This window comes from Janthinobacterium violaceinigrum (assembly GCF_009208555.1).
Lineage (GTDB): Bacteria > Pseudomonadota > Gammaproteobacteria > Burkholderiales > Burkholderiaceae_D > Janthinobacterium > Janthinobacterium violaceinigrum.
The window spans coordinates 49,417-71,997 of the sequence record NZ_WFLI01000019.1 but is presented as its reverse complement, the minus strand read 5'-3'; the positions used below and the strand labels follow the sequence as shown (position 1 = coordinate 71,997).

The 22,581-nt window shown below is 58.0% G+C and carries 16 protein-coding genes, 1 tRNA gene and 1 pseudogene; 15 read left to right on the top strand and 3 right to left on the bottom strand.

The window, feature by feature from the left end; all coding sequences use genetic code 11:
* The first annotated feature begins 98 nt into the window (after positions 1–98).
* Entirely contained in the window at positions 99–311 is a 213-nt protein-coding gene (locus GCN75_RS16920; RefSeq protein ID WP_099763360.1) for a hypothetical protein, read from the top strand.
* An 18-nt stretch (positions 312–329) separates the two neighbouring features.
* On the opposite strand, the gene GCN75_RS16915 is transcribed toward GCN75_RS16920, so the two are convergent.
* Complete coding sequence (locus GCN75_RS16915) at positions 330–1,727, bottom strand: HD-GYP domain-containing protein (protein WP_152283500.1); 1,398 nt, start codon at positions 1,725–1,727, stop codon at positions 330–332.
* Positions 1,728–2,225: 498 nt separating this feature from the next.
* Here GCN75_RS16915 and GCN75_RS16910 point away from each other — a divergent pair, with 498 nt between their 5' ends.
* Positions 2,226–4,496: a TonB-dependent receptor gene (locus tag GCN75_RS16910; protein ID WP_152283532.1), complete on the top strand. Its 2,271-nt coding sequence runs from the start codon at positions 2,226–2,228 to the stop codon at positions 4,494–4,496.
* A 219-nt stretch (positions 4,497–4,715) separates the two neighbouring features.
* On the opposite strand, the gene GCN75_RS16905 is transcribed toward GCN75_RS16910, so the two are convergent.
* A tRNA-Leu gene (locus tag GCN75_RS16905) sits at positions 4,716–4,802 on the bottom strand.
* Positions 4,803–5,204: 402 nt separating this feature from the next.
* Between GCN75_RS16905 and GCN75_RS16900 the strand changes: the two genes are divergently transcribed.
* From GCN75_RS16900 to GCN75_RS16845, 13 genes and pseudogenes are all read left to right on the top strand, one after another.
* Positions 5,205–5,657, top strand: a complete 453-nt coding sequence (locus GCN75_RS16900) for a phage virion morphogenesis protein (RefSeq protein WP_193317541.1) — start codon at positions 5,205–5,207, stop codon at positions 5,655–5,657.
* Between the two features lie 114 nt (positions 5,658–5,771).
* Entirely contained in the window at positions 5,772–9,860 is a 4,089-nt protein-coding gene (locus tag GCN75_RS16895; protein ID WP_152283498.1) for an RHS repeat-associated core domain-containing protein, read from the top strand.
* Entirely contained in the window at positions 9,847–10,341 is a 495-nt protein-coding gene (locus GCN75_RS16890) for a hypothetical protein (protein ID WP_152283497.1), read from the top strand. The genes GCN75_RS16895 and GCN75_RS16890 overlap by 14 nt, the downstream gene beginning before the upstream one ends.
* Before the next feature lie 148 nt (positions 10,342–10,489).
* Positions 10,490–11,152: a phage baseplate assembly protein V gene (locus tag GCN75_RS16885; protein WP_152283496.1), complete on the top strand. Its 663-nt coding sequence runs from the start codon at positions 10,490–10,492 to the stop codon at positions 11,150–11,152.
* A 60-nt stretch (positions 11,153–11,212) separates the two neighbouring features.
* On the top strand, positions 11,213–11,791 hold the full coding sequence (locus GCN75_RS29960; RefSeq protein ID WP_193317540.1) for an RHS repeat-associated core domain-containing protein: 579 nt from the start codon (positions 11,213–11,215) through the stop codon (positions 11,789–11,791).
* A complete protein-coding gene (locus tag GCN75_RS16875) occupies positions 11,788–12,240 on the top strand; it encodes a hypothetical protein (protein ID WP_152283494.1) in 453 nt (150 codons plus the stop codon). Before GCN75_RS29960 ends, GCN75_RS16875 begins: the two co-directional genes overlap by 4 nt.
* Positions 12,241–12,243: 3 nt before the next feature.
* Positions 12,244–12,399 (top strand): annotated as a pseudogene (locus GCN75_RS29595) (RHS repeat-associated core domain-containing protein); the annotation flags it as partial.
* Positions 12,400–12,420: 21 nt separating this feature from the next.
* Positions 12,421–12,717, top strand: a complete 297-nt coding sequence (locus GCN75_RS29590; RefSeq protein WP_226941441.1) for a hypothetical protein — start codon at positions 12,421–12,423, stop codon at positions 12,715–12,717.
* A gap of 97 nt (positions 12,718–12,814) precedes the next feature.
* Complete coding sequence (locus GCN75_RS16865) at positions 12,815–13,282, top strand: hypothetical protein (RefSeq protein WP_152283492.1); 468 nt, start codon at positions 12,815–12,817, stop codon at positions 13,280–13,282.
* Positions 13,283–13,332: 50 nt separating this feature from the next.
* Positions 13,333–13,776: a hypothetical protein gene (locus tag GCN75_RS16860; RefSeq protein WP_152283491.1), complete on the top strand. Its 444-nt coding sequence runs from the start codon at positions 13,333–13,335 to the stop codon at positions 13,774–13,776.
* A gap of 77 nt (positions 13,777–13,853) precedes the next feature.
* On the top strand, positions 13,854–14,030 hold the full coding sequence (locus tag GCN75_RS16855; protein ID WP_152283490.1) for a phage baseplate assembly protein V: 177 nt from the start codon (positions 13,854–13,856) through the stop codon (positions 14,028–14,030).
* A gap of 560 nt (positions 14,031–14,590) precedes the next feature.
* A complete protein-coding gene (locus GCN75_RS16850; protein WP_226941433.1) occupies positions 14,591–15,415 on the top strand; it encodes an SGNH/GDSL hydrolase family protein in 825 nt (274 codons plus the stop codon).
* A gap of 234 nt (positions 15,416–15,649) precedes the next feature.
* Positions 15,650–20,704, top strand: coding sequence for a diguanylate cyclase domain-containing protein (locus tag GCN75_RS16845; RefSeq protein ID WP_152283489.1), 5,055 nt, complete (start codon positions 15,650–15,652; stop codon positions 20,702–20,704).
* Positions 20,705–20,740: 36 nt separating this feature from the next.
* Here the strand turns inward: GCN75_RS16845 and GCN75_RS16840 are convergent, their stop codons facing one another.
* On the bottom strand, positions 20,741–22,240 hold the full coding sequence (locus GCN75_RS16840) for a nucleobase:cation symporter-2 family protein (protein ID WP_193317539.1): 1,500 nt from the start codon (positions 22,238–22,240) through the stop codon (positions 20,741–20,743).
* Positions 22,241–22,581: the final 341 nt, after the last annotated feature.

Here is a 22,581-nt window from a genome sequence, read left to right as displayed (position 1 = left end):
GCCCGCCGTGGCGCAGACGGCACGCCTGGCCTTCACGCCAACGCCAAACGCCCGTGCGGCACTGCTATCATCAGGCTTTGATTTCCATCGGAGGCAGCATGTCAGACCTGGTACAACACGCGCTGGCCCACGCGGGCAAACCGGCCACCACGCCCTGGGTGGTGACCTTGGTCAGCGGCGAAAAACTCACGGGCCCCATTTCCCCGCTCAGCGACGGCTGCTATGCGATCGGCCTGGGACAAATCAAGTATTTTTCCAGCGACAAGGTGGCCTGCCTGAATGTGTCGGGCGCGGGCGCATTCCCCATCTGAAGACGCGGCAGCCCGCGCTCAGGCCGCCAAGCGCTCGGCACCCTGCTGCGTGAGTTCGGGCAAGCGCGCCAGCGCTGCTTTCAAGGCGGCAAAACACTGGGCGTCGATGGCCGTGCCCACCGTTTCAGCCATGATCTCGAGCGCTTTCGGGATGGGGATCGGGCCCCGGTAAGGCCGGTCGGCCGTGATGGCGTCGAAAATATCGGCCGTGGTGATGATGCGCGTTTCCAGGCTGATATCGTCCGCCGTCAAGCCCCGCGGATAGCCCTTGCCATCGAGCCGTTCGTGATGGGCGGCGGCAACGACCGCCAGTTCGGCAAAGGCATGGATACGCGACAGTATCGTTTCCGTGTAGCGCGCATGCTGCTGCACGGCTTGCCACTCTTCCACGTCGAGTTTGCCAGCTTTGTCCAGCACGCTATTACTGACACCCAGTTTACCCACGTCATGCAGCAAGGCGCCCCGCTTGAGCCAGCGGCGCCGTTCCGGAGTCACGCCTAGGGCTTCGGCAATCATGTCCGTGTACAGGGCCACGCGGGCGCTGTGGCCGCTCGTGTACGGGCTTTTCGAATCGACCACCTGGCCGAACGCGGCGGCGATGTCGTCGAGATAATCCTCATCGACGGGCACGCAGCGGTTTGCCGGTTCCAGCGCCGCCACGGCGGCCGTGATCTCCTGCGAGCGCAGCATGGACCAGAAATTGCCCGCCTGGGCCGCCCGCTCGAACGCTTGCACCAGTTGCGGGTCGAACCAGCTGCCCGCGCGCTGGCGCACTTCGGCCTGGGCAGCGCGCGCGCCATCGGCCGTATGAAACACGTCGATGACCTGCGCCAGCAAGGCGATGCGCGAAAACAGGGGGATCGCCGGGCCTGCCAGCTTGTCGGGCTTGCCCTGTCCATTGTGGTGTTCATCGAGGCTGTAGATACCCTGCGCCACGGATTCCGGAAAGCGCAGCAAACGGGCGATGTCGGCGCCGCGCTGGCAGCGCGTGGCGATCAGGTCCTGCGCAATTTGCGGCCCGTCGCGCAGAATCGTCATCACGGCGCGGAAGCGTTCGGCCAGCCCCGCCTTCAGGCCCGTGTGCTTGAGGACGAATTTCAGCACTTGCGGCAGGCTGTCGCCCACCGTCTTGAAGCCTTGCTTGAAAGACAGATCGTCCGTCAGGTACAGCTCGCAGATGCGCGCCGCATTGCTGCTGCAGCCCAGATCCTTGAGCAGCAGGGTGTAGTACAGATTCCACAAGTCTTCATCGGGCATGCCCAGTTCGCGTCCCACATGCATGCCGATCCAGCAGCAGCGGATGCAATGGCCTTCTGGCTGCCCTTCCGTGATGTCGAGCGCCTGGCTCAGGGCGCCGATCAGTTCGGAAAGCTGGATGCCGTCAACGGCCGGCGCGCCTGCAGATATAATTGACATAGTAGAAATATAAGTTTCCCATTTGGAATAATTTACATTCTACGCGAAGTCGGGCTTGGATATGCCCCATGGCAACATCGAAGGCAGCTCCTGCGCCGTGCGGCACGGGCGGGCCGGTAGCGGGCCATCGCACCCTGTGGCATCACAACAACATCGGGTGGCGCAAAAAAAAGCGGCGCGCTGTCGTGTTTTCCACACCGCGCCCCAGCCGTTGATACGCCATGGCGCCCGGCGTTTTGTGCTGTCGCAGGGAAAACCGCCGTCGGCCGCACCATTGTTTGCGTTGCCGCATGCCTGCCGGCACTCCACTATGCACCCGCCAGATATTGACGACAAATACGATTTTATTCGTGTATTGAGTCGAAACAGATATGAATAGGCTCCACTGGAAAATGGCATGAATACCAAAACTTTCCGTGCTAGCATGATTTTTCGTCTAGCGGACTAGCGCCAGCCTGGACCTTTCGAACAACCTTGACCGACAGGAGCCGTTTCATGATGACACCGCATGCCAGCACCGTACGCCACACCCTGATTGCCCTGGCAATCGCTGCCGCCTTCCCCTTGCAAGCGATGGCGCAGGACAGCGTCGCGGAGCCAGCCGCCCCGGCAGCACAGGCCGGCCCCGGCCAGCTGGAAACGGTGATCGTGACGGCGCAACGGCGCGCGGAAAACATCAAGGACGTGCCCATGTCCATCGCCACCCTGAAAGGCGACAAGCTCGACACCCTGACGGCCGGCGGCGCCGACATCCGCTTCCTCAACAGCCGCTCGCCCAGCGTCTCCGTGGAATCGGATTACGGCCGCACCTTCCCCCGCTTTTACATCCGCGGCCTGGGCAATACCGACTTCGACCTGAACGCCTCGCAGCCGGTGGGCCTGGTCATGGACGACGTGGTACAGGAAAATGCCATGTTGAAAGGCTTCCCCGTGTTTGACGTGGACCAGGTCGAGGTGCTGCGCGGCCCGCAAGGCACCCTGTTCGGCCGCAACTCGCCGGCCGGCGTGATCAAGTTCGATTCCGCCAAGCCCGTCTTCAAGACGGAAGGCTACCTGAGCGGCGGCTTCGGCAAGGACGGCATGAAGAACCTGGAAGGCGCGTTCAACGTGCCCGTCAGCGACACGGTCGCCCTGCGCTTTTCCGGCCAGACGCAGCGCCGCGACGACCGCGTGCACAACCCCCGCCCTACCGGCACGCGCGACTTCGAAGGCTATGAAGACAGCGCCGCCCGCCTGCAGGTGCTCGTCAAGCCCACGCGCGACTTCACCGCGCTGTTCAACGTGCATGCGCGCAACCTCGATGGCACGGCAACGCTGTTCCGCGCCAACATCCTGAAACAGGGCACCAACGACCTCGTCGACAATTTCGATTACGGCTCCTACCCGACCGACGGCATCAACCGCCAGCACCTGAAAACCAAGGGCGGCAGCATGCGCCTGAAATGGGACTTGCCCGGCGTGACCCTGCATTCGATCACGGGCTACGAAAAACTCGATTTCTACAGCCGTGCCGACGTGGACGGCGGCTATGGCGCCGTGTACGCGCCCCCGATGGGCCCCGGCTTCATTCCATTCGTCGTGGAAACGGCCGACGTGATTCCCAACCACAAGCAGATTTCGCAGGAATTCCGCGCCGAATCGTCTGCCCGCGGCCCGCTGCAATGGATAGGCGGCTTGTTCTACTTCAAGGAAGATATCCAGATCGACAGTATCAGCTTTGACAGCCTGGCGCCCGGCAATCCGCAAAACAGCGCCTACGCCACGCAAAACCAGAGCTCGAAATCGTATGCGGCCTTCGGTTCGCTGAACTACACGGTCTCGGACGCCCTGAAACTGCGCGCCGGCCTGCGCTACACGAGCGACAAGAAGGATTTCTCGGCCAAGCGTGTGGAAGCGACCACGGCCGGCCCATTCAACTTGCACGACACTTCGCACAACGTCAGCTGGGACTTGAGCGGCACCTATGTGCTGACGCCGGAAACGAATGCCTACGCGCGCATCGCCACCGGCTACCGCGCGCCGTCGATGCAGGGCCGCCTGAACGGCCTGGCCGACCGCCCCTCGTTTGCGGGCGCCGAGAAGGCACTGTCCGTCGAGGCCGGCATCAAGCAGGACCTGTTCGACAAGCGCGCGCGCCTCAGCGTGGCCGTGTTCCAGTACCGCGTGAAGGACAAGCAGCTGACGGCCGGCAGCGGCGCCGTCAACATGAACCAGCTGATCAACGCCGACAAGGCCACGGGCCGGGGCGTGGAACTGGACTTCCAGGCCAATCTCAGCGATTCGCTCAGCATGACCCTGGGCGGCAGCTACAACCACACGGAAATCCAGGACAAGAAACTGTTCGTGCAAAGCTGCGGCAATGCGCAAAACAACCCGGCCAGCGGCTGCACCGTCACCGACCCCGTCGGTCCATTCAAGGGCACGGCCTACATCGACGGCAACCCGCTGCCCCGCGCACCCGAGTGGCAAACCAACTTCACCCTGAAATACAGCATTCCCCTTGCCAATGGCGAGTTCTACGCCTACACGGACTGGGCTTACCGCACCAGCTACAACTTCTTCCTGTATGAAGCGAAGGAATACAAAGCCAAGGAATTGCTCGAAGGCGGCTTGCGCGTCGGCTACAAATGGGACAAATACGAAATCTCCGCCTACGGCCGCAACATCACCAACCAGATCCAGTCGCTGGGCGCCATCGACTTCGACAACCTGACGGGCATCATCAACGAACCGCGCACGTATGGGGTGCAGTTCAAGGCGACGTTTTGATGCTTGATCGGCGACAATAAAACCCGGCCTCGCTCGTGTTGGGGACGGTTCTCCCCCGACACGGCGCCTAAGTTGCTGCCAGAAACCCGCGCGCGTAATCGCAACTGGTTTTGTCGGATTTAATCAGGAATACAGGAAATGGCGGGACGCAAAAAAAGCCACTAGCCCGTTGATTGCATTGGGCTTAGTGGCTTTTTTATGCTGCCGAATTCTGTGCGCTGGTGCCCGGAGCCGGAATCGAACCGGCACGCCCTTACAGGCGGGAGATTTTAAGTCTCCAGTGTCTACCAGTTTCACCATCCGGGCAGCGCGGCGAGATTCTAGCACAGGTGATGCTCATAACGCCATTCTGTGCCGAATGGAAGTCATTCTGGATGGCGCCTGCGGACTGGCGTGATCGGACCGGGCGGCGCCGCACACAATGTAATCGCTGGCTCAGCCCTGCATGGCCATGCTCGGCACTGACCTGTTCGAATGGCATGCAGTGAGCACGACATTGTCATCGAGGTAGATTTCAATAACCTCGAAACGGTCGACATTTCCATCAAGCTGGATCCGAGCGAGCGCGCGGCCGTCAAGGCCGGCGCGGCGCCTGGACATCAAGCACTTGGCCGAGATACAGCATATGCCGGCCTAGGCGGACGAGTTCTGGAAGCTGTACGACGGCGCCCCCCTGCTGGCCGGATGGCGCACGCCCGAGGCCTCGCCATGAGCGACGACCTGCACACTTTGGCAACCTGGGCCGGTGCCCTGGTGGCCAAACGGCGGCCTGCTCAGCGCCGCGCCATCAATCACAAGGTGGCCATCGACCTGCGCAGCGCATCAAGGCGCAGCAAGGGCGGATGGGACGGCCTACCCGGCGTGCAAGCCGCGCAAGGAATTCAAGGGCAAGAATGGGCGGATCAAGCGGCAGAAAGCGGCGATGTTCGCCAATATGCGCACCGCAAGCACTTGGAAGTGAAGACGACCGGCGACCAGATCGAGGTCGGGTTCTTTGGCTGGGTGGCGCGCGTGGCGCGGGTGCATCAGTTTGGCCAGCGAGACCGCGTTACCCAAAAAGGCCCCACCCACAAGTACCTGGAGCAACCCCTGCTGGGTTTGAATGATCAGGATCGGACGTTAGTACTCGAATCACTATTACATCACATCAGACCGGGGTGAAAAAAGCGATGAATAGGTGCAAACCGACATTAGATAAATTACTACCAAGAAACAATTTAAAATGCTAACATTATTTTTTTTGGTATATTTTATGTAAATTTCTCAGGAGAAATAGTGAAATTTTATTCGGCAAATATCCTCCTCATTTTCATAGCCAGTTTCCTCTCGATATCACCTTCATCTGCCAACGCCGACAGCACTGTAAATATACACGAGTGTGGTCCTGGAAAAAAATGGGCCTATAAGGAGGATGGCACGGAGTATTGCAAAACTGACTATACTCCTAGCCCGATCAATTATGGTTTTGGTGGTGCCAAGCCCGGAGACGGAGGCCAAGGTGGTTCGCCGAAAGCTGCACCTACATATGAGAATAATTCGAATATAGATAAAGACTGCCTGTCCGGTGCTCCACAATCGACTGACAATCCAGTGGTTATCGCTACCGGTGAAAAGCACAAGACAGAAACGGATTTTTTTTCCCAAGGAGAGTACGGGCTTGGACTGGAACGGACCTATCGCAGCCGCCAGGCAACCGGTACATTTTTCGGGAAAAATTGGCTATCCAAATATGATGTTCCGCGGATTATCGCCAGCACTGCAGGCTGCATCAGAATGGGTTCCATGTGCATTCCAGAGTCCGCGATGGTCATTGATGCAAGTGGAAAACAGTTTACGCATCGCTACAAACGTGATGTCGGCGAGGAAGGTAGCTATATCTATACGCCAGGTGGTAGCGATACGGTCGGGGAATTGCAATATACCTCCGATGGCTGGACTCTGTTCAAAGGAAAACTTATTTACTCATATGATACGGGCGGGCGCATTCTTAGCATTGTCAATTTGGCTGGCGTAGGTATTTTTTATGAGTACAATGGCGTTAATCGCGTCAGCAAGATCTCCAATCACATCGGTCAAAACATTCAATTTACCTATGGGAGCAATGGCCTGGTTGCCACCGTGCGCGACTCCGCCGGCAGTCTATGGGGCTACGAATATAGTGCTTCGGGCCTCCTGGCAAAAGTGACCTCGCCGGGCAACTCACCAGACATTCGACAGTACCATTATGAGAATGCCGATCCAGCCTTGCTCACCGGTATTTCGATCAATGGGAAGCGGTATAGCACCTATAGCTACTATCCGGACAAACGGGTGCAGCAAAGCGGTTTGGCCGGCGGTGAGGAAGTCGATACCTTCGTTTACGACGCAGCGGGAACCACGGTCACGACTGCCAAGGGAGACGTGACACGCCATGGTTTTTCCAACATAAACGGTGAACTCAAAAATACCAGCATTTCCCGGGCAGGAAGCACTACCTGCAGCGCCGCGGCTGCCGCCAGCAGCTATGACGCCAACGGATATTTAAGTACCACGACGGACTGGAATGGCGTAGTGACATCCTATAGCTACAGCGTTGATGGAAAACTGTTGCAAGAGACTACTGCTACGGGCACCCCCGCTGCATCGACTACTCGCAATAGCTGGGGTGGCGACAATATCAACCAAACCGAATTTCTCGATTCAAACAGCCAAGTCTATGCGCGCATTCAATACAGCTATGTAAATTCAGGACTGGCGACGGGCAAGCTTGAGAGTACCACGTACTCGGATGTCCTCAGCGGAAGCCAACGTGTAATGCAATATGCTTATAGCTTCCATGGCAACGAAGCAATCGCCAGCCGCACAGTCAGCGAGTCGTTGCCATCTGGCGCCGCAACATATACGTCCACATACGACTTGTCTGGAAACCTGATTTCACGTACGAATCCCTTGGGACAAGTGGAAACATGGGGCAACTACAACGGGCTCGGCTTACCGATGACCTATGTGAACCTGAATGGCGTCACGACCAGTTACACCTATGACCCACGCGGTAATATGTTGTCACAAAGCACGAATGGACGCACCACTACCTATACCTATAACCATGACCGCCAGATCAGCACAATCAGCAGTCCGGACGGCAGCGTGGTGCGCTATCAATACAATGCGGCGGGCCGGCTGGAACAGGTGGGGAATGCGCTCAATGAATTCGCCAACTTGACTGTCGACGTGCCCGGCAACAGCGTGCGCAGCAGCTCACCCCGACAATATGCACAACTCAATGGTACTGTTCCGGTCGCCGTTGGCACGACGGAATTTAGCGCCACCACCGTCCTTGATTCTTTGGGTCGTCCCTATACTCAACTGGGCAATAACGGGCAGCGTGTCGAAAAGCGCTATGACAACAATGGTAATTTGACGAGCAGCACGGATGCGCAAGGCCGCGCTACAACTTATCAATATGACGCGGCGAACCGTCTTGTGAGCAGCAGAGCTGCTGACGGCGGTACAACGACCATGACCTATGATGCGCAGGGCAATCTGGCATCGGTGACTGATCCGCGTCCCTTGCAAACACGTTATACATACAACGGTTTTGGACAGGTAAGCAGTATTGTCAGTCCTGACACTGGCACCAGTACGTATAGCTATGACACTGCTGGTCGCCTGGAAAGCGAAACCCGTTCCGATGGCAGAGTTACCGCATACACGTGGGATAGCCTGGGGCGACTGGCTTCGCGCAGCAATAGCGGTGAAACCGAAAGCTTTACCTATGATGAAGGTACATTTGGCAAGGGGCATCTGACTGGCTTCACCGATCTGACGGGATACACCGGCTACGCATATAACGCATATGGGCAACTGACTGTACAAGCCAACAACATATATGGCAGTCTGTACACGACGGTGTGGGACTATGATGCGGCTGGTCGCCTCGAGGGAATGCATTACCCAACGGGAACACGTACTTTCTTTACTTATGATGCGTACGGCCGTGTGAGCGAAGTCTTAACGAATGCTACCGGGGTATGGACGAAACTTCTTGACTCAGTGCTCTATCAGCCCGTCAGCGATAAGCCCTACGCCTGGCGCTATGGAAATAATCTGCCTCGTAAAATTGATTTCGATACAGATGGCCGCATTTCAAAAATCACTAGCAAAGTGGAAAATTTAGAGTATCGCCATAGCAACACGAACCAGGTTATTGCCATGATCGATTCGATTGATCAAAACATGACGCAAGGAATTGACTATGACGCTGCTGATCGGGTTGGACTGGTGACACGCCCGAGCGACTATCAAAGCTTCTACTGGGATCAGGCCGGCAACCGTACAGCCCAGACACGAAAAGGGAGCAACTATAGCTTTGTACTAGATAACACCAGCAACCGCCTCGCATCTTGGAGTGGCAACGGGGAATTTCGCAACTTCAGCTACAACCCCGTTGGTACGCTAGCGATCGAATCGCGCCATGACGGTACACGTGCCTACACCTATGATGGTTTCAACCGTATGCGTGGGATTCTGGTGAATGGCACTTATATTGCCGACTATCGTACCAATGCGCTGAACCAGCGTGTACAAAAAGAAAATTCTGGTGGAGTCACGCGAGCTATTTATGGTCCAAGCGGAGAACTCTTGGCAGAAATCGGTACGCAAACCAGCCATTACTTCTGGTTCAATGGCGAGCTAATCGGCATGGCCCGTGCCAATCAGCTCTACTTCAGCCATAACGACCATTTGGGTCGTCCAGAAGTCATGAGTAGTACAAGCGGTGGAGTCGCCTGGCGCGCCGCCAACGCGGCGTTTGACCGCACCGTCATCGTCGACAATATCGGCGGTATGCATGTCGGTTTCCCGGGGCAATATTACGATACCGAATCAGGACTGTGGTACAACTGGCATCGCTACTATGATGCATCGCTGGGACGGTACTTGCAGAGCGATCCGATTGGATTGGCAGGCGGTACGAATACTTATGCATACGTAAATGGTAATCCGCTATCGTACGTTGACCCAACAGGGGAACTCTTCTTTGTACCTGCGGTAATAGTTGCTGGAAGAGTTGCCTATACAGGTTATCGGACTTACAGAGCTTACCAAGCTGCCAGCAAGCTTGCAGATGCAATTAAGGCCGCCAACAGGAATAATGAAAATGATTCTTTTGGTAAATGCAGCATGAAAAATGCGAAAAAAGGAGCAGGCGATGGAGGCATGCCAGGAAATAATCAAGATCAAAATAAACAGGCAAAGGACGCAGCTGCTAAATTCGGACTCGACGATAGTAAGCAACGTATACTTCACGACGAAATAAGTGGACAAAATTACAGCTATCAGGAAATTTTGGAAATTGCTAGGGAAATTGCAAATGGGCGATATTAAATACACAGTAAATTCCGCTGATGAGTTCTATGAAAGACTCGTTGGGAAATGTTGTTGGTCAATTATCGCCGGACCAGGCACTGGCTCTATGGTTTCCTTCTATTTCGGAGGTAAAATTCGGAGGGAGCGACCATTGAAAAACTCCACATTATCTCTTGAGCAACGACAATTTGACGGCGAGTTTGTGATATTTGTAAAGCATTCTGAATGGAATGTTTTACATGAAAACGAAATAATTTGCACTAGCAACGATAACAATGAGAAGAATGGGAAAATGCTTTATGGGCTTAATATATTAGTCGGAAAATCTATAGTTTTCGCAAGAATAACCAATGAGTATGGCGGTCTTAATTTGGAATTTAGTGAAAATTGGTTTCTCAACCTAATAGGAATTGAGAACAATACGGATTTAGACAGTTACTCACTGTTCCATAGTGGAAAATTAATTCCCAATATCGTTAAAAAAAATGAGAATCACTAAGAAATTTATATTTTTGAAAACGAAAATTTATCAAAACTAATTTCAACTTCTTCCGCATTACCATGTAGATAATAATTCGTGACTACTAAGCCACTTATCAAGCCGCCCCCGCGTGCATCCGCACGCGGACTTCGGCAACATGCATTGCATGAACGCCGACCTGTCCGACCTCCTCCGCTTGCTGCAAAACCTGATCCGCCTGGGCACCATTGCCGAGGTCAAAGGGACGAAGGCGCGCGTGCGGCTCGGGCCGACACTCACCACCGAATGGCTGAACTGGGCAGCACGGCGCGCCGGCAGCACCCGCACCTGGTCGGCGCCGACTGTCGACGAACAAGTGATCGTCTTTTCACCCGGCGGCGATCTGACGCGCGGTACCATCCTGCCGGCCCTGTACTCGCAGGCATTTGACGCGCCGGAACTGAACCAGTCCGTCCATACAACCCATTATCCTGACGGCGCCGTGGTGCAGTACGACCATGCGGCCCATGCCCTGACGGCCACCCTGCCAGGCGGCACGGCCACCATCACCGCCGACAAGGTCACGTCGAACGCTCCCAGCACCATTTGCACGGGCGACCTGACCGTCATGGGCAAGCTGCTTGTCGAGCAATCGGCAACCGTCAATGGCGCCACCGCCTTGAATGGCGGCGTGAACGCCAAAGCCGGTACCGCTGGCGGCGTGGCCATGGCCGTGCAAGGAACAATCAAGGCCAGCGAGGATGTGCTGGCCGGCGCCATCAGCCTGGCCAAACATCCGCACGGCGGCGTCAAAGCCGGCGGCGACCAGTCGGGCAGATCGCAATCATGATGGGCATGCACGCCGCCACCGGGCGCAGCCTGTCGGGCCTGGGCCAGCGTCATCGTCACGGTGCTGGCCAACAACGACACGGGCATTGCCAGCGCCGAACTGCTGACCACTGTGGCGCGCGCGCTCAACGCCGAGGAAGTGCGCACCCTGGGCGACCGACTGACGGTCCAGGCCGCCCAGGTCATCGACTACCATATCAAGGCCACCTTGTTTATCGGCGTCGGCCCGGAAGTGCTGCGCAACGACCAGTTCTACGCCAGCCATAACGACAAGCTGGGCCGGCCGGAAGTGCTGACCGGCTCGAATGGCGCCATTGCATGGCGCGCCGCCAACGCGGCATTTGACCGCACCGTCATCATCGACAATATTGGTGGCATGCATATCGGCTTTCCAGGCCAGTATTACGATACCGAGTCAGGGTTGTGGTACAACTGGAACCGTTACTATGATGCCTCGCTAGGACGGTATGTGCAGAGCGATCCGATTGGCTTGGCTGGTGGGATCAACACCTATGCATATGTTGGTGGCGATTTTACATATCCGACACGTGGCGATCTTGAGAAAACTCCACCAAGTGGTGAGGGCGGGATCTGGCACAACGCTCCCCAAAATCAGAACTATAAAGGGAGAAAATATTGAGAACCTTTCACCGACGGAAGGGCATCCTAATAGCGACAGGGCTATCAATTATTGCGTTGCTCGCCATTGGATGCGCCGTTTATTTTCAGCAGTCACGAATCTCCGCAAATGAAGCGCAGCGTGGAGATCGACCGTTTAACCTTACTCAGCGGGATTTATCTCAACTTGTTGCCGAAGCCGAAAAAGGCAATTGTGTTTCAGCATATAGGCTCGCGCAATATCATTTGTATTCATCGCTAGAGTTGCAGCAGGCGGAAAAATATTTCCGGCTGGCCGCGAAATGTCAGAATGCCGACGCGTTGGTCGGTCTCATCACAATACTTCGGAAGCCGGAGAATGACGCCGAAATTGACGACCTGTTGGTTTCTCTGAAGAAGATTGACGCAAAAAAGGGGGAATCGGCTTCCGAAGAGGTCGCACTTCGGAGGGCAGAGCGACCATCAAAGTAAGCTTTGCTGGGCACGTTGGCGTCAGGCGTATCCCGATTGTGCCCTTTCCGTATCTCACCCGTATCCTATGGTAGGCTATTGCAGAGTGATCCAATTGGACTAGTCGGAGGTATCAATACCTATGCATATGTTGGGGGAAATCCCATTTCGTCTATTGATTCTAACGGACTCGAGACGTGCGTGCTGGTAACAACCAATTCATGGGGACTTCGAGATCATGCGGCACTTTACATGTCACAGGCGGGCGAAAGAGGACAACCGATTTTATTTGATCCTAGCGGTTCGTACGCACAAAGCAACGGCGGCCGCACTGGTGATGTCGTAGAGGGAAGCACAGCGAGTATAGGTAAATTTTCAAAATACCACACCGACTCGAAAATTGAGAAAAATTGCAAAGATACAAGCAAAAAAGAGGAACAACGGTTATTGCAAAAAATGAAGGAATGCAAAGCCCAGGTATCGCTCAATGCGCCGTAAATGTTTCAAACGTATTAAATCAGTCGCCATATTTTCCGAACGTAACAAGCGGAACTCTATTCCCAGGAAATATTTTTCGTGACGCAGGTAAAAAATAATGAAATTAAATATTATCTTTATAGCATTAAGTACCATCTTACAGGTCTTATGGACCTGCTTGATTGCTCGACACTATAACGTTTTTGTAATTACGTGCACATTACTCACTTTTATTTCCCTATCAATATACATATTAAACCGATCTATTTTTACTTATCCATGGCACAACCGAGCACTTTTAGGTGCAATTATAGGATTTATCGGATGGATTGCAGCGGCGTTTGCTGCAGAACTTGCACTCAGGGGAACATCTATTCTGATTCGAGAATATACAATTAGCAACTTTTATTTTTTCCCCACACTACTGTTGGGCTGGGTATATGGAGCTATCTTATTCACTATCGGACCTCCGGTATTAGAATCCAGATTAGCAATACCAGTAGATTGGAAGGCAAATATCCCAACTATGCCAGGAGCATATTTAGACGCCGTAAAAAAGAAGGAGCAAACTCCTTTCGAGCACTAGACATGGGATTTAGAGAATGGGCTAAATTTCCACGTTTCCGGAGCTAGATCATGAAAAAATTTTATGAATTTATTGTTGTTTTCTTTGTTTTTGGATTAATTGGTTGCTATTCTGAGAAATTTATAGACATTAGCAATGAAGAAGGCTACTCCAAATTGATCGGAAAAACCTATGAGATTACAGGACCGATAATTGGCCATGGAATCAAAAAACACTCAAATGCGCCAGTTGACTATGTCACGTTGATGCCTCCCCCTGGCATAGGTGGACATCAGATTGCATTTGCCAATTTAGTTCCTATTGGATCAAAAATTAAGATTATCAAAGTCTTAAAAAGCAATCGATTGATCGACTCAGATATAACTTTAATTATTGAAGTCTACGAAGGTGATTTCACATCAAATGTTCCTATAAGAATTGATCTAACAAGAGGTAATGAAGGAAGTAAGTCCACGTTATTGAACGAGAAATTTTATAGAAAGATAGACAACTAACGATTATAAAGCCATTAACTCGCTTATCAACCCGCCCCCGCGTGCATCCGCACGCGGATTTCGGCAACATACACTGCATGAACGCCGACCTGTCCGCCCCCCACCACTTGCTGCGAAACCTGATCCGCCCGGGCACCATCGCCGAGGTCAAAGGGGACAAGGCGCGCGTGCGGCTCGGGCCGACACTTGCCACTGAATGGCTGAACTGGGCCACTCGACGCGCCAGCAGCACGTGCACTGGGTCGGCAAACTGACGCGCGACATCAAAAAACCAGGCAGTAACAGCCAGGCGCCAAAGCTACGCCACGATGCAAGAGCACGTTTTCACGGGCAAACAGGCGGACTAGCGACGCCCCTGCATGTGTGGTGGCTAATTGAAGAAATACGGAACATCATCCGCGAGAACAGAGAGAAACCTTGACGACCTACAAGAGTTAGTGAGGGCACGGAAACAGCATGAACCTGCAACATATGCGCATGCCAAGAGGCTGCCCCCCTATTGGCTTGTGATAGAAATCCTGCCAGCCTGGCCTACCCAGAATCGCCGCACTGAACGATCGCCGACTGCCTGGAGGCCTGAATGTTGCCGCTCGATTTTTCAGCACAATAATCCCGAAGCCGACATTCGCATCCGAGCATGCAACTAATCCGACGCTCCGCTAACTAATAGACAGCAAGCCCACCGCATCGTAGCCCGGGCAAGCCCGTCGCTACAGGCGGCAGGAGCAAACATTCGCAATGCCGGGGAGATTGCTGCGTTCTGGCAAGCCCCCTCAGCATGAATTCAAATATAGCCTACGCGGGAGGAATGATCATGCAGGATAGAAATGTTTATTGGGATGAGGTGAGGATGCAAAATGAATTTCATCAACCATCGATCCTGGCAATCGGCGATAGCTGGTTTTGGTATTTATTTCCCGGCGGGTCGCTCTTGAATAAATTAGGAAATTTAGTTGAGACGAAAGAACATTACATTCTGGCTCACGGCAACAATGGTGCCGAAGCCTACGATTATGTATACGGAACCTACAAAAGAAGAATCCAAACGGCGCTACAACTGCATGGGGATTCGTTGTCAGCGGTATTTATCAGCGGTGGAGGCAACGACTTCGCCGGCCTGTCCGACCTGCGCCCGCTACTATTGAATGACTGCTCCGCTTGCACTACAGCGGAAGCCTGCTACCGGCATGGCGACGACGAGCAGAGCCTGGAGTGGCTGTTAAACAAGGTGATCGGAAGCTACATCGCTCTTATCGACAAGATCATTGGGGCGACATGGAATACGGCGCAAAATGCAAGCGGGCCCACGAAAATCTATTTGCATAACTATGACTATGCCCGGCCAACCGGCATCCATCTTCCTTTTATCGAAAGTACCAGTTGGCTGCGCGCTGCGCTAGTCGTCGCAAATGTGCCCACTCACCTGCAAGATGCCTGTATCCGTTTTTTGATCGACGAGTTCACCGTGCGGTTGAAAGGGCTGGTCGTTCGTTACCCTGGCCGTGTTCGTCTTATCGATAGCCGCGGCACATTAAGTGACAATGACTGGGCCAATGAACTGCATCCAACGCCGACGGGTTTCGAAAAAATTGCTCAAGTCTGGCGCCCCATACTGCAAGCCGACGGGCTTGCAGCATAGTGAGCACTGCCCACATGAAGGCTTTCTCATCTGAACTTCTCCCATGCATGGGGGAAGTTGGTGCCAGAGAGAGCCTCCGGTTCCGGACTCCCCCGCCACTGGCATTTTTGCAACAGCACCGCTCGCCACGCTCGCTCCCACGCGGTTCCCTACTGATATAATACTTACAATCAAGTAATACCACGAAATCTGCGCCTCAAGGCTCCCGCAACCGTCTGTGTCCCGCTACAGCCCATGAGCTCCTTTTTCGACCACGAGATCATCAAACAGCTGCACAGCGGTTCCCGCTCGCAGGTTTACCGCGCCCGGGCTGCCGATGGCACGGCGCTGGTCGTCAAGAAACCGAATCAGCCGTTTCCCTCCTTTCAGCAATTGGCGCAATTCAAGCGCGAGTATGCGATCGCGCGCCGCTGCCGCCATCCTGGCGTGGTACATCCGCTTGCCCTGCAGCTGCATGGCGGACGCTGGACGATGATCCAGGAAGATACGGGTGGCCAGGCGCTCGACCAGATTCTGCGCGCGCAGGTGGCGGCGCGCAGGACGCCATCGCAGCCCGCGTTGGCACTCGACGATTTTTTCGACATCGCGCTGCAACTGTGCGCGGCGCTGGAGGAAGTCCATCGCCAGGGCGTGATCCACAAGGATATCAACCCCTCCAACCTGGTGTGGAATGCAGAACAACGGCGGCTGCAGCTGACCGATTTCGGCATCGCCTGCGAACTGCCATACGAAAGCCAGGGCATCGTCAATCTCAGTACGCTGGAAGGCACGCTGCGCTACATGGCGCCGGAACAGACGGGGCGCATGAACCGGCGGGTCGACTGGCGCGCCGATTTCTATGCGCTCGGCGCCACCTTGTACGAATTGCTGGCCGGCCAGGCGCCGTTCGAGACGGGCGACGAGATGGAACTCGTGCATTGCCACATTGCGCGCAGTCCCGACTGGTCGCACCCGGCGCTGGCAAGCTTGCCGGGCCAGCTGCTGCCGATCATCCAGCGGCTGCTGGAGAAAAATGCCGATCAGCGCTACCAGAGCTTGCAGGGCCTGCGCAGCGACCTCGCAGCCTGCCGCGCGGACAAGCCGGCACAGGCCCTTAAACTGTCCGACCACAATGGCCGCTTCCTTGTCCCGCAGACGCTGCATGGGCGCGAAGATGCCATCGCCGCGCTGCTGGCGGCGTTCGAGCGCAGCGCGGCGGGCACCTGCGAAATGCTGCTGGTGGCCGGCCACTCCGGCATCGGCAAGTCGGCGGTCATCAACGAAGTGCAAAAGCCGATCATCGCCCGGCGCGGCTGCTTCCTGTCCGGCAAATTCGACCAGCTGCAACGCGACGTCCCCTATGCCCCGCTGATCCAAGCCTTCCAGGGGCTGGTGCGCCAGTTGCTGGGCCTGCCCGAGGAAACGCTGCGGCAGTGGTCGGGGAAACTGCACGCCGCCCTGGGCAGCGGCATGGGCGTGCTGGTCGAACTGATACCGCAGCTGGCATTGATCGTCGGGCCCACCGACGCGATGCCGGAGTCGGCGCCGACACAGGCCCAGCACCGCCTGGACCGGCTGTTCCCCCGCTTCGTCGACGTCTTCGCCACCGCCGGGCATCCGCTGGTGCTGTTCCTCGACGACCTGCAATGGGCCGATGCGGCCACGCTGCGGATGATCGAACTGCTGATGGTCTCCGGCGACAATTGCTGCATGCTGCTGATCGGCGCCTACCGCGACAACGAAGTGGGCGCCGCGCATCCGCTCAGCGCGCTGCAAGACAAGCTGCGCGCACGCGGCGTGCGCCTGTCGACGCTGTTACTGCGCGCACTGACCGAGCCGCAGGTGGCGCAAATGGTATCGGCCACCGTGCGCGTGCCGGCCGCCGGCTGCGCGCCATTGACCCGTATTTGCTACCGCAAGACTGCCGGCAACCCATTTTTCCTCAACCAGTTCCTGGCCGCGCTCAATGAAGCGGGCCATCTGCGCTATCGGGCCGCCGACGATTGCTGGGACTGGGACCTGCCCGCGATAGAACAGGCCAGATACACCGACAACGTGGTCGAGGTACTGCTGGAGAAAATCCGCCGCCTGCCCGAAGTGACGCAGCGCCTGCTGCAACTGGCCGCCTCCAGCGGCAACCGCTTCACGCTCGACACGCTCGCGCTGGCAGCAAGCCGCACGCCCTGGGACACGCAGCAAGACCTGTGGCCGGCGCTCAAGGCAGGACTGATCCAGCCGCTCGACGAACGCTATAAATACGTGCATGGCGGCACCGACGCGGGCCAAAGCGGCGTCAGCTACCGATTCCTGCATGACCGGGTGCAGCAGGCCGCCTACCTTGTCGCCGATGCCGGCACGCGCGCAGCCAACCATCTGCTCATCGGCCACCTGCTCCTGCGGCACGCGCCGCCGGAACGCCAGGATGAAATGCTGTTTGAAATCGTCGAACAGCTCAACGCCGGCCGCACGCTGATCGACGATGCGGGCGAGCGCGTGCAACTGGCCGCGCTCAATCTCCAGGCCGGCGTCAAGGCGCGGCGTTCTGCCGCGTTCCAGGCCACCCTGGAGCACATGCGGATCGGGCTCGGCCTGCTGCCGCCTGAGGCATGGAACAGGCACGCCGGCCTCTGGATCGACCTGCAACTGGGCGCGGCCGAAGCGGCCTACCTGTGCGGCCAGTTCGATGCTGCCGAGGCGATCTATCCTCTGGTGCGGGCCCGTTCCCTGACGCCGCTGCTGCAGGTACGCTGCATTGCCATCCAGGCGCACCAGTATCAACTGCAGGGCCGCCTGCTCGACGCCATTGCCGTGCAGCGCGATGGCCTCGCGCAGTTGAATATCGACATACCGCACGAGGTGGCGCAGATGAAGGCGCGCTTCGCCGACATTCTTGCCGAACTCGGCCGCCTGCATGGCGCACAGGCGGCCGACACCTTGCTGGCGGCCCCCGAGATGTGCGAGCCGGACGCGCTGGCCGCGATGCAGATGATGCAGGGCCTGTGGATGGCCAGTTACTACGCCGGCCAGCAGGACCTGAGCGCGCTGATGGTGGTATCGATGACGCGCCTGTCCATGCAGCGGGGAAGCAGCGATTTCAGCGCTGTCGCCTATATCGGCTACGCGATGATGCTTGCGCTGTACAGCGGGGACGTCGCACGCGGCTACGACTTCGGCGCGATGGCGATGGCGATGGCCAGGCGGCGTGGCAACCTGCAGACGCGCACGCTCACGGGCCTGATGTTCGGCGCGCTCTGCAACCACTGGACGCAGCCGCTGCGCAGCTCCGACGCCCTGTACGAGGAAGCCTTTGGCTGGGCACTGGAAATCGCCGATTTCGTGCAGGTGGGCGTGGTGGCGGCCGTGCGCGCCACCGACCGGATGATCCTCGGCGACTACCTGCCGCACCTGATGCACGACATCGAGCACGACCTTTCGCTGATGCGCGCCAACGGCCAGCAGGCGATGGCCGATTGCTGTGTCGCCGCCGCGGTCCAGCCGACCAAATGCCTGATGGGCCTCCTGCCCCGCCACGACAGCTACGACGACGCGACGTTCAGCGAGGCGCGCTTCCTCGAACAGTATGGCGGTTCGCACCTGTACCGCGCCTACTATTTGCAGGGGAAGATCCGCAATGCCTGCCTGTTCGACAGCGCCGACGCCGAACTGCTGGCCGGCCAGCTCGGCATCATCACCCAGATCATGCGCGGCCAGGCCAAGGTCGTCGAATCGAGCTACTACGCGGCGCTGATATGGATACGCGCGTTGCGGCGCGCTCCGGCGCGTGCCGATGCGGCCGAGGTGCTGGCCACGATCGCGGCGCTGCAGGCCAATCTTGCCGACTGGGCCCGGCAAGGCTCGGACAATAGCGGCGCCAGGCATCTGCTGGTGATGGCCGAGATGGCGCGCTACCAGGGGGATCTGCAGCTGGCCACGCGCTGCTACCAGCAGGCCATCGACGCCGCCGGCCTGGCGGGCTACGTCAACGTGCAGGCGCTGGCCAATGAGCTGTGCGGCGAATGCTGGCTTGAACAGGGGCATACGCGCGTGGCCGCGGTTTTCATCCAGGACGCCATCGCGCATTACGGCCAGTGGGGCGCGGAAGGCAAGGTGGCGCAGCTGCGCGCGCGCCACCATGCACTGCTGTCAAGGATGGACGGCCGCAGCGCGACGTTGCATAGCGGCCCCCACGCGCGCGGCAGCTCGGCGCTCGACCTGGTGTCGCTGCTGAAAGCGACACAGATCCTGTCGAACGAAGTCGGCCTGCGCAACGTGCTGACGCGCCTCATTTCCATCGTCTGCGAAAACGCCGGCGGACAGGTGGCGCGCCTGCTGCTGCGCGCCGAAGACAGCTACCAGCTGGAGGCCAATATCGATGGCGACAGCGATGGCGATGTCGTCACCGTGCTGCAAGCGCGCCGGCTCGACCTGAACGCCGCCAGCGACCCGCAGTTTCCCCTGTCGCTGCTTCGCTACGTCATCCGCACCGGTGCCGAGGTGATCGAAGACAGCATCACGGGCGTCTCGCGCTTTGCCGCCGACCCGTACGTGCAGCTGCAGCGGCCGCGCGCCGTCATGTGCCTGCCGATCCGGCACGGCGGGCAGATCGACGGCATCCTGTACTTCGAGAACCGGCTTGCCGAAGCCTCGTTCACGAGCGAGCGCGTCGCCTTCCTGCGCATGCTCGGCGCGCAGGCGATGATCTCGATCTCCAGCGCCCGGCTGCATGACAGCCTGGAACGGCGCGTTGCCGAACGCACCGAGCAGCTGGAAGACGCCAACCGCAAACTGGCGACCCTGTCCATCACCGACGGCCTGACCGGCCTGGCGAACCGGCGCCATTTCGACGACGTGCTGCGCACCGAATGTGCACGCGCCACGCGCGTCGGCCAGCCGCTTGCCGTCATCATGCTCGATGTCGATTACTTCAAGCGCTACAACGACCGCCACGGCCACCAGGCCGGCGATGCATGCCTGATCCGTGTCGCGCAGGCGCTGACGGCCGGCATGCGGCGCGCAGGCGACCTGACGGCACGCTACGGCGGCGAAGAGTTTTCGATCGTGCTGCCGAACACCGGCGCAGACGAGGCGCGCCAGATCGGCGAAGCGCTGCGGCGCGCCATCGACGACCTGGGTATCGCCCACGCGAGCGCGGATGCGCAGCATGTGACGATCAGCGTCGGCATCGCTATCCAGCCGCCACCGGGCGCCGCCGATCCGGACGCCCTGCTGCGCCTGGCCGACGCCGCGCTGTACCACGCCAAGGATGCGGGACGCAATTGCGTGGTGCTCAAGCTTCTGCCACCTGGCTGAGCGGCGCGCAGCGCGCTCACGGCGGCTGGCTGCGCCTCAATCGCTGCCGTGACTGTTCTCGCGCGCCTGCTTGCTCGCCTCTTCCCTTGAGGCCAGGCCGTTGAAGAACAGATTGAGCAGCACGGCGACGATGGCGGCCAGCAGGATGCCGCTATGCAGCAGGGGCGACAGGGCCTTGGGCATATGCTGCGCGTATTGCTCGGCCACCAGCGGCAGCATGCCGAAGCCGATAGACAAGGCCACGATGAACAGGTTGTTGCGGTTGCTCTTGTAGTCGACACCGGCCAGGATGCGGATGCCGGTGGCGGCCACCATGCCGAACATCACCAGCCCTGCCCCGCCCAGCACGAACGCCGGTACTGCCTCGGCCGTCTGCGCAATTTTCGGGATCACGCCCATGACCAGCAGGATGATGCCGGCCGCCACGCAAACCCAGCGGCTGCGCACGCCCGTCACGCCCACCAGGCCTACGTTCTGCGAAAACGAGGTATACGGGAAAGTGTTGAAAATGCCGCCGATCAGGGTGCCCAGGCCATCGACGCGCAAGCCACGGCTGATGTCGGCCTGTGTGATGCGCTTGTCCGTCATCTCGCCCAGCGCCAAAAACATGCCCAGCGACTCGATCATGACGACGATCATCACCAGGCTCATGGTCACGATGGCGACCACGTCGAAGGTGGGCATGCCGAACTGGAACGGCGTGACGATGGCAAAGGCCTTGGCGCTGGCCACCTTGGCGAAATCAGCCTTGCCCAGCGCAAACGACAGGGCCGTGCCGGCGATGATACCGACCAGTACCGCGATATTCGACAGGAAACCGCGGCCATACTTGGCCACCAACAAGATAACGGCCAGCACGAAGAAGGCGATGCCCATATTGTCCAGTGCGCCATAGCCGGGGTTGGCAATCAGGGGCACGGGGCCGGCTGGTGCGGGCAAGCCGGCCGCCGTGGCCGCTGCGGCCATCTTGAGGAAGGCGGGATCGGCAATTTGCGCCATCGCAGGCGGCCCGCCCATGGCCCAGTTCACGCCCACGCGCATCAGCGACACCCCGATCACGGCGATGATGCTGCCGGTAACCACGGGCGGAAACAGGGCCAGCAGGCGGCTGATGAAGGGAGCGATCAGCATGGACACGACGCCGGCGCCGATCACGGCGCCAAAGATGCCCGTGATTCCCAGGGCCGGGTTATTCGCCATGGCCAACATGGGACTGACGGCGGCAAAGGTGACGCCCATCATCACGGGCAGGCGGATGCCGAAGTACTTGCCGATTCCCAGGGACTGGATCAGGGTCACCAGGCCGCAACAGAACAGGTCGGCGCTGATCAGCGCCGCCACCTGCTCGGGCGGCAGCTTGAGGGCACGGCCGACGATCAGCGGCACGGCGATGGCGCCCGCATACATGACGAGCACATGCTGCAAGCCCAGGGTGAACAGCTTGCCGGCAGGTAGCACTTCGTCGACAGGGGACGGCGCAGCGGGTACGGTGCCGGGAGTGCTGCGGTGGATGGATTTCAAGCGGGGAGAGGCCATTTACGCTCCATTTCCTGGGTTACCACGGCCCGGATGGGCGCAGGTGAAAGGGAAAAGCAAGAGAGAAACGGGAGAAGAAACGGGATGACAGGAAGACATTAGCGGCCGATGATGCATGCGAAGCTCCTTGGATGGGACGACTCCAGCAAGCCATGCACGCTTCGTGCCAGCGATGATTGTATACAGAAATTGTGCCGAAATATCATTGCGGTCATGAAAATCTGGCACTGAGCGCGCTGCGGCGCACTGTTTTCTGGCGCGCCGCGACGCGCTGCACCACGCAGCTGCACCAGAAGACGGCAGCAGACGGCGGCAACGGGGCCGGCAGCGGCAGTGGAAGC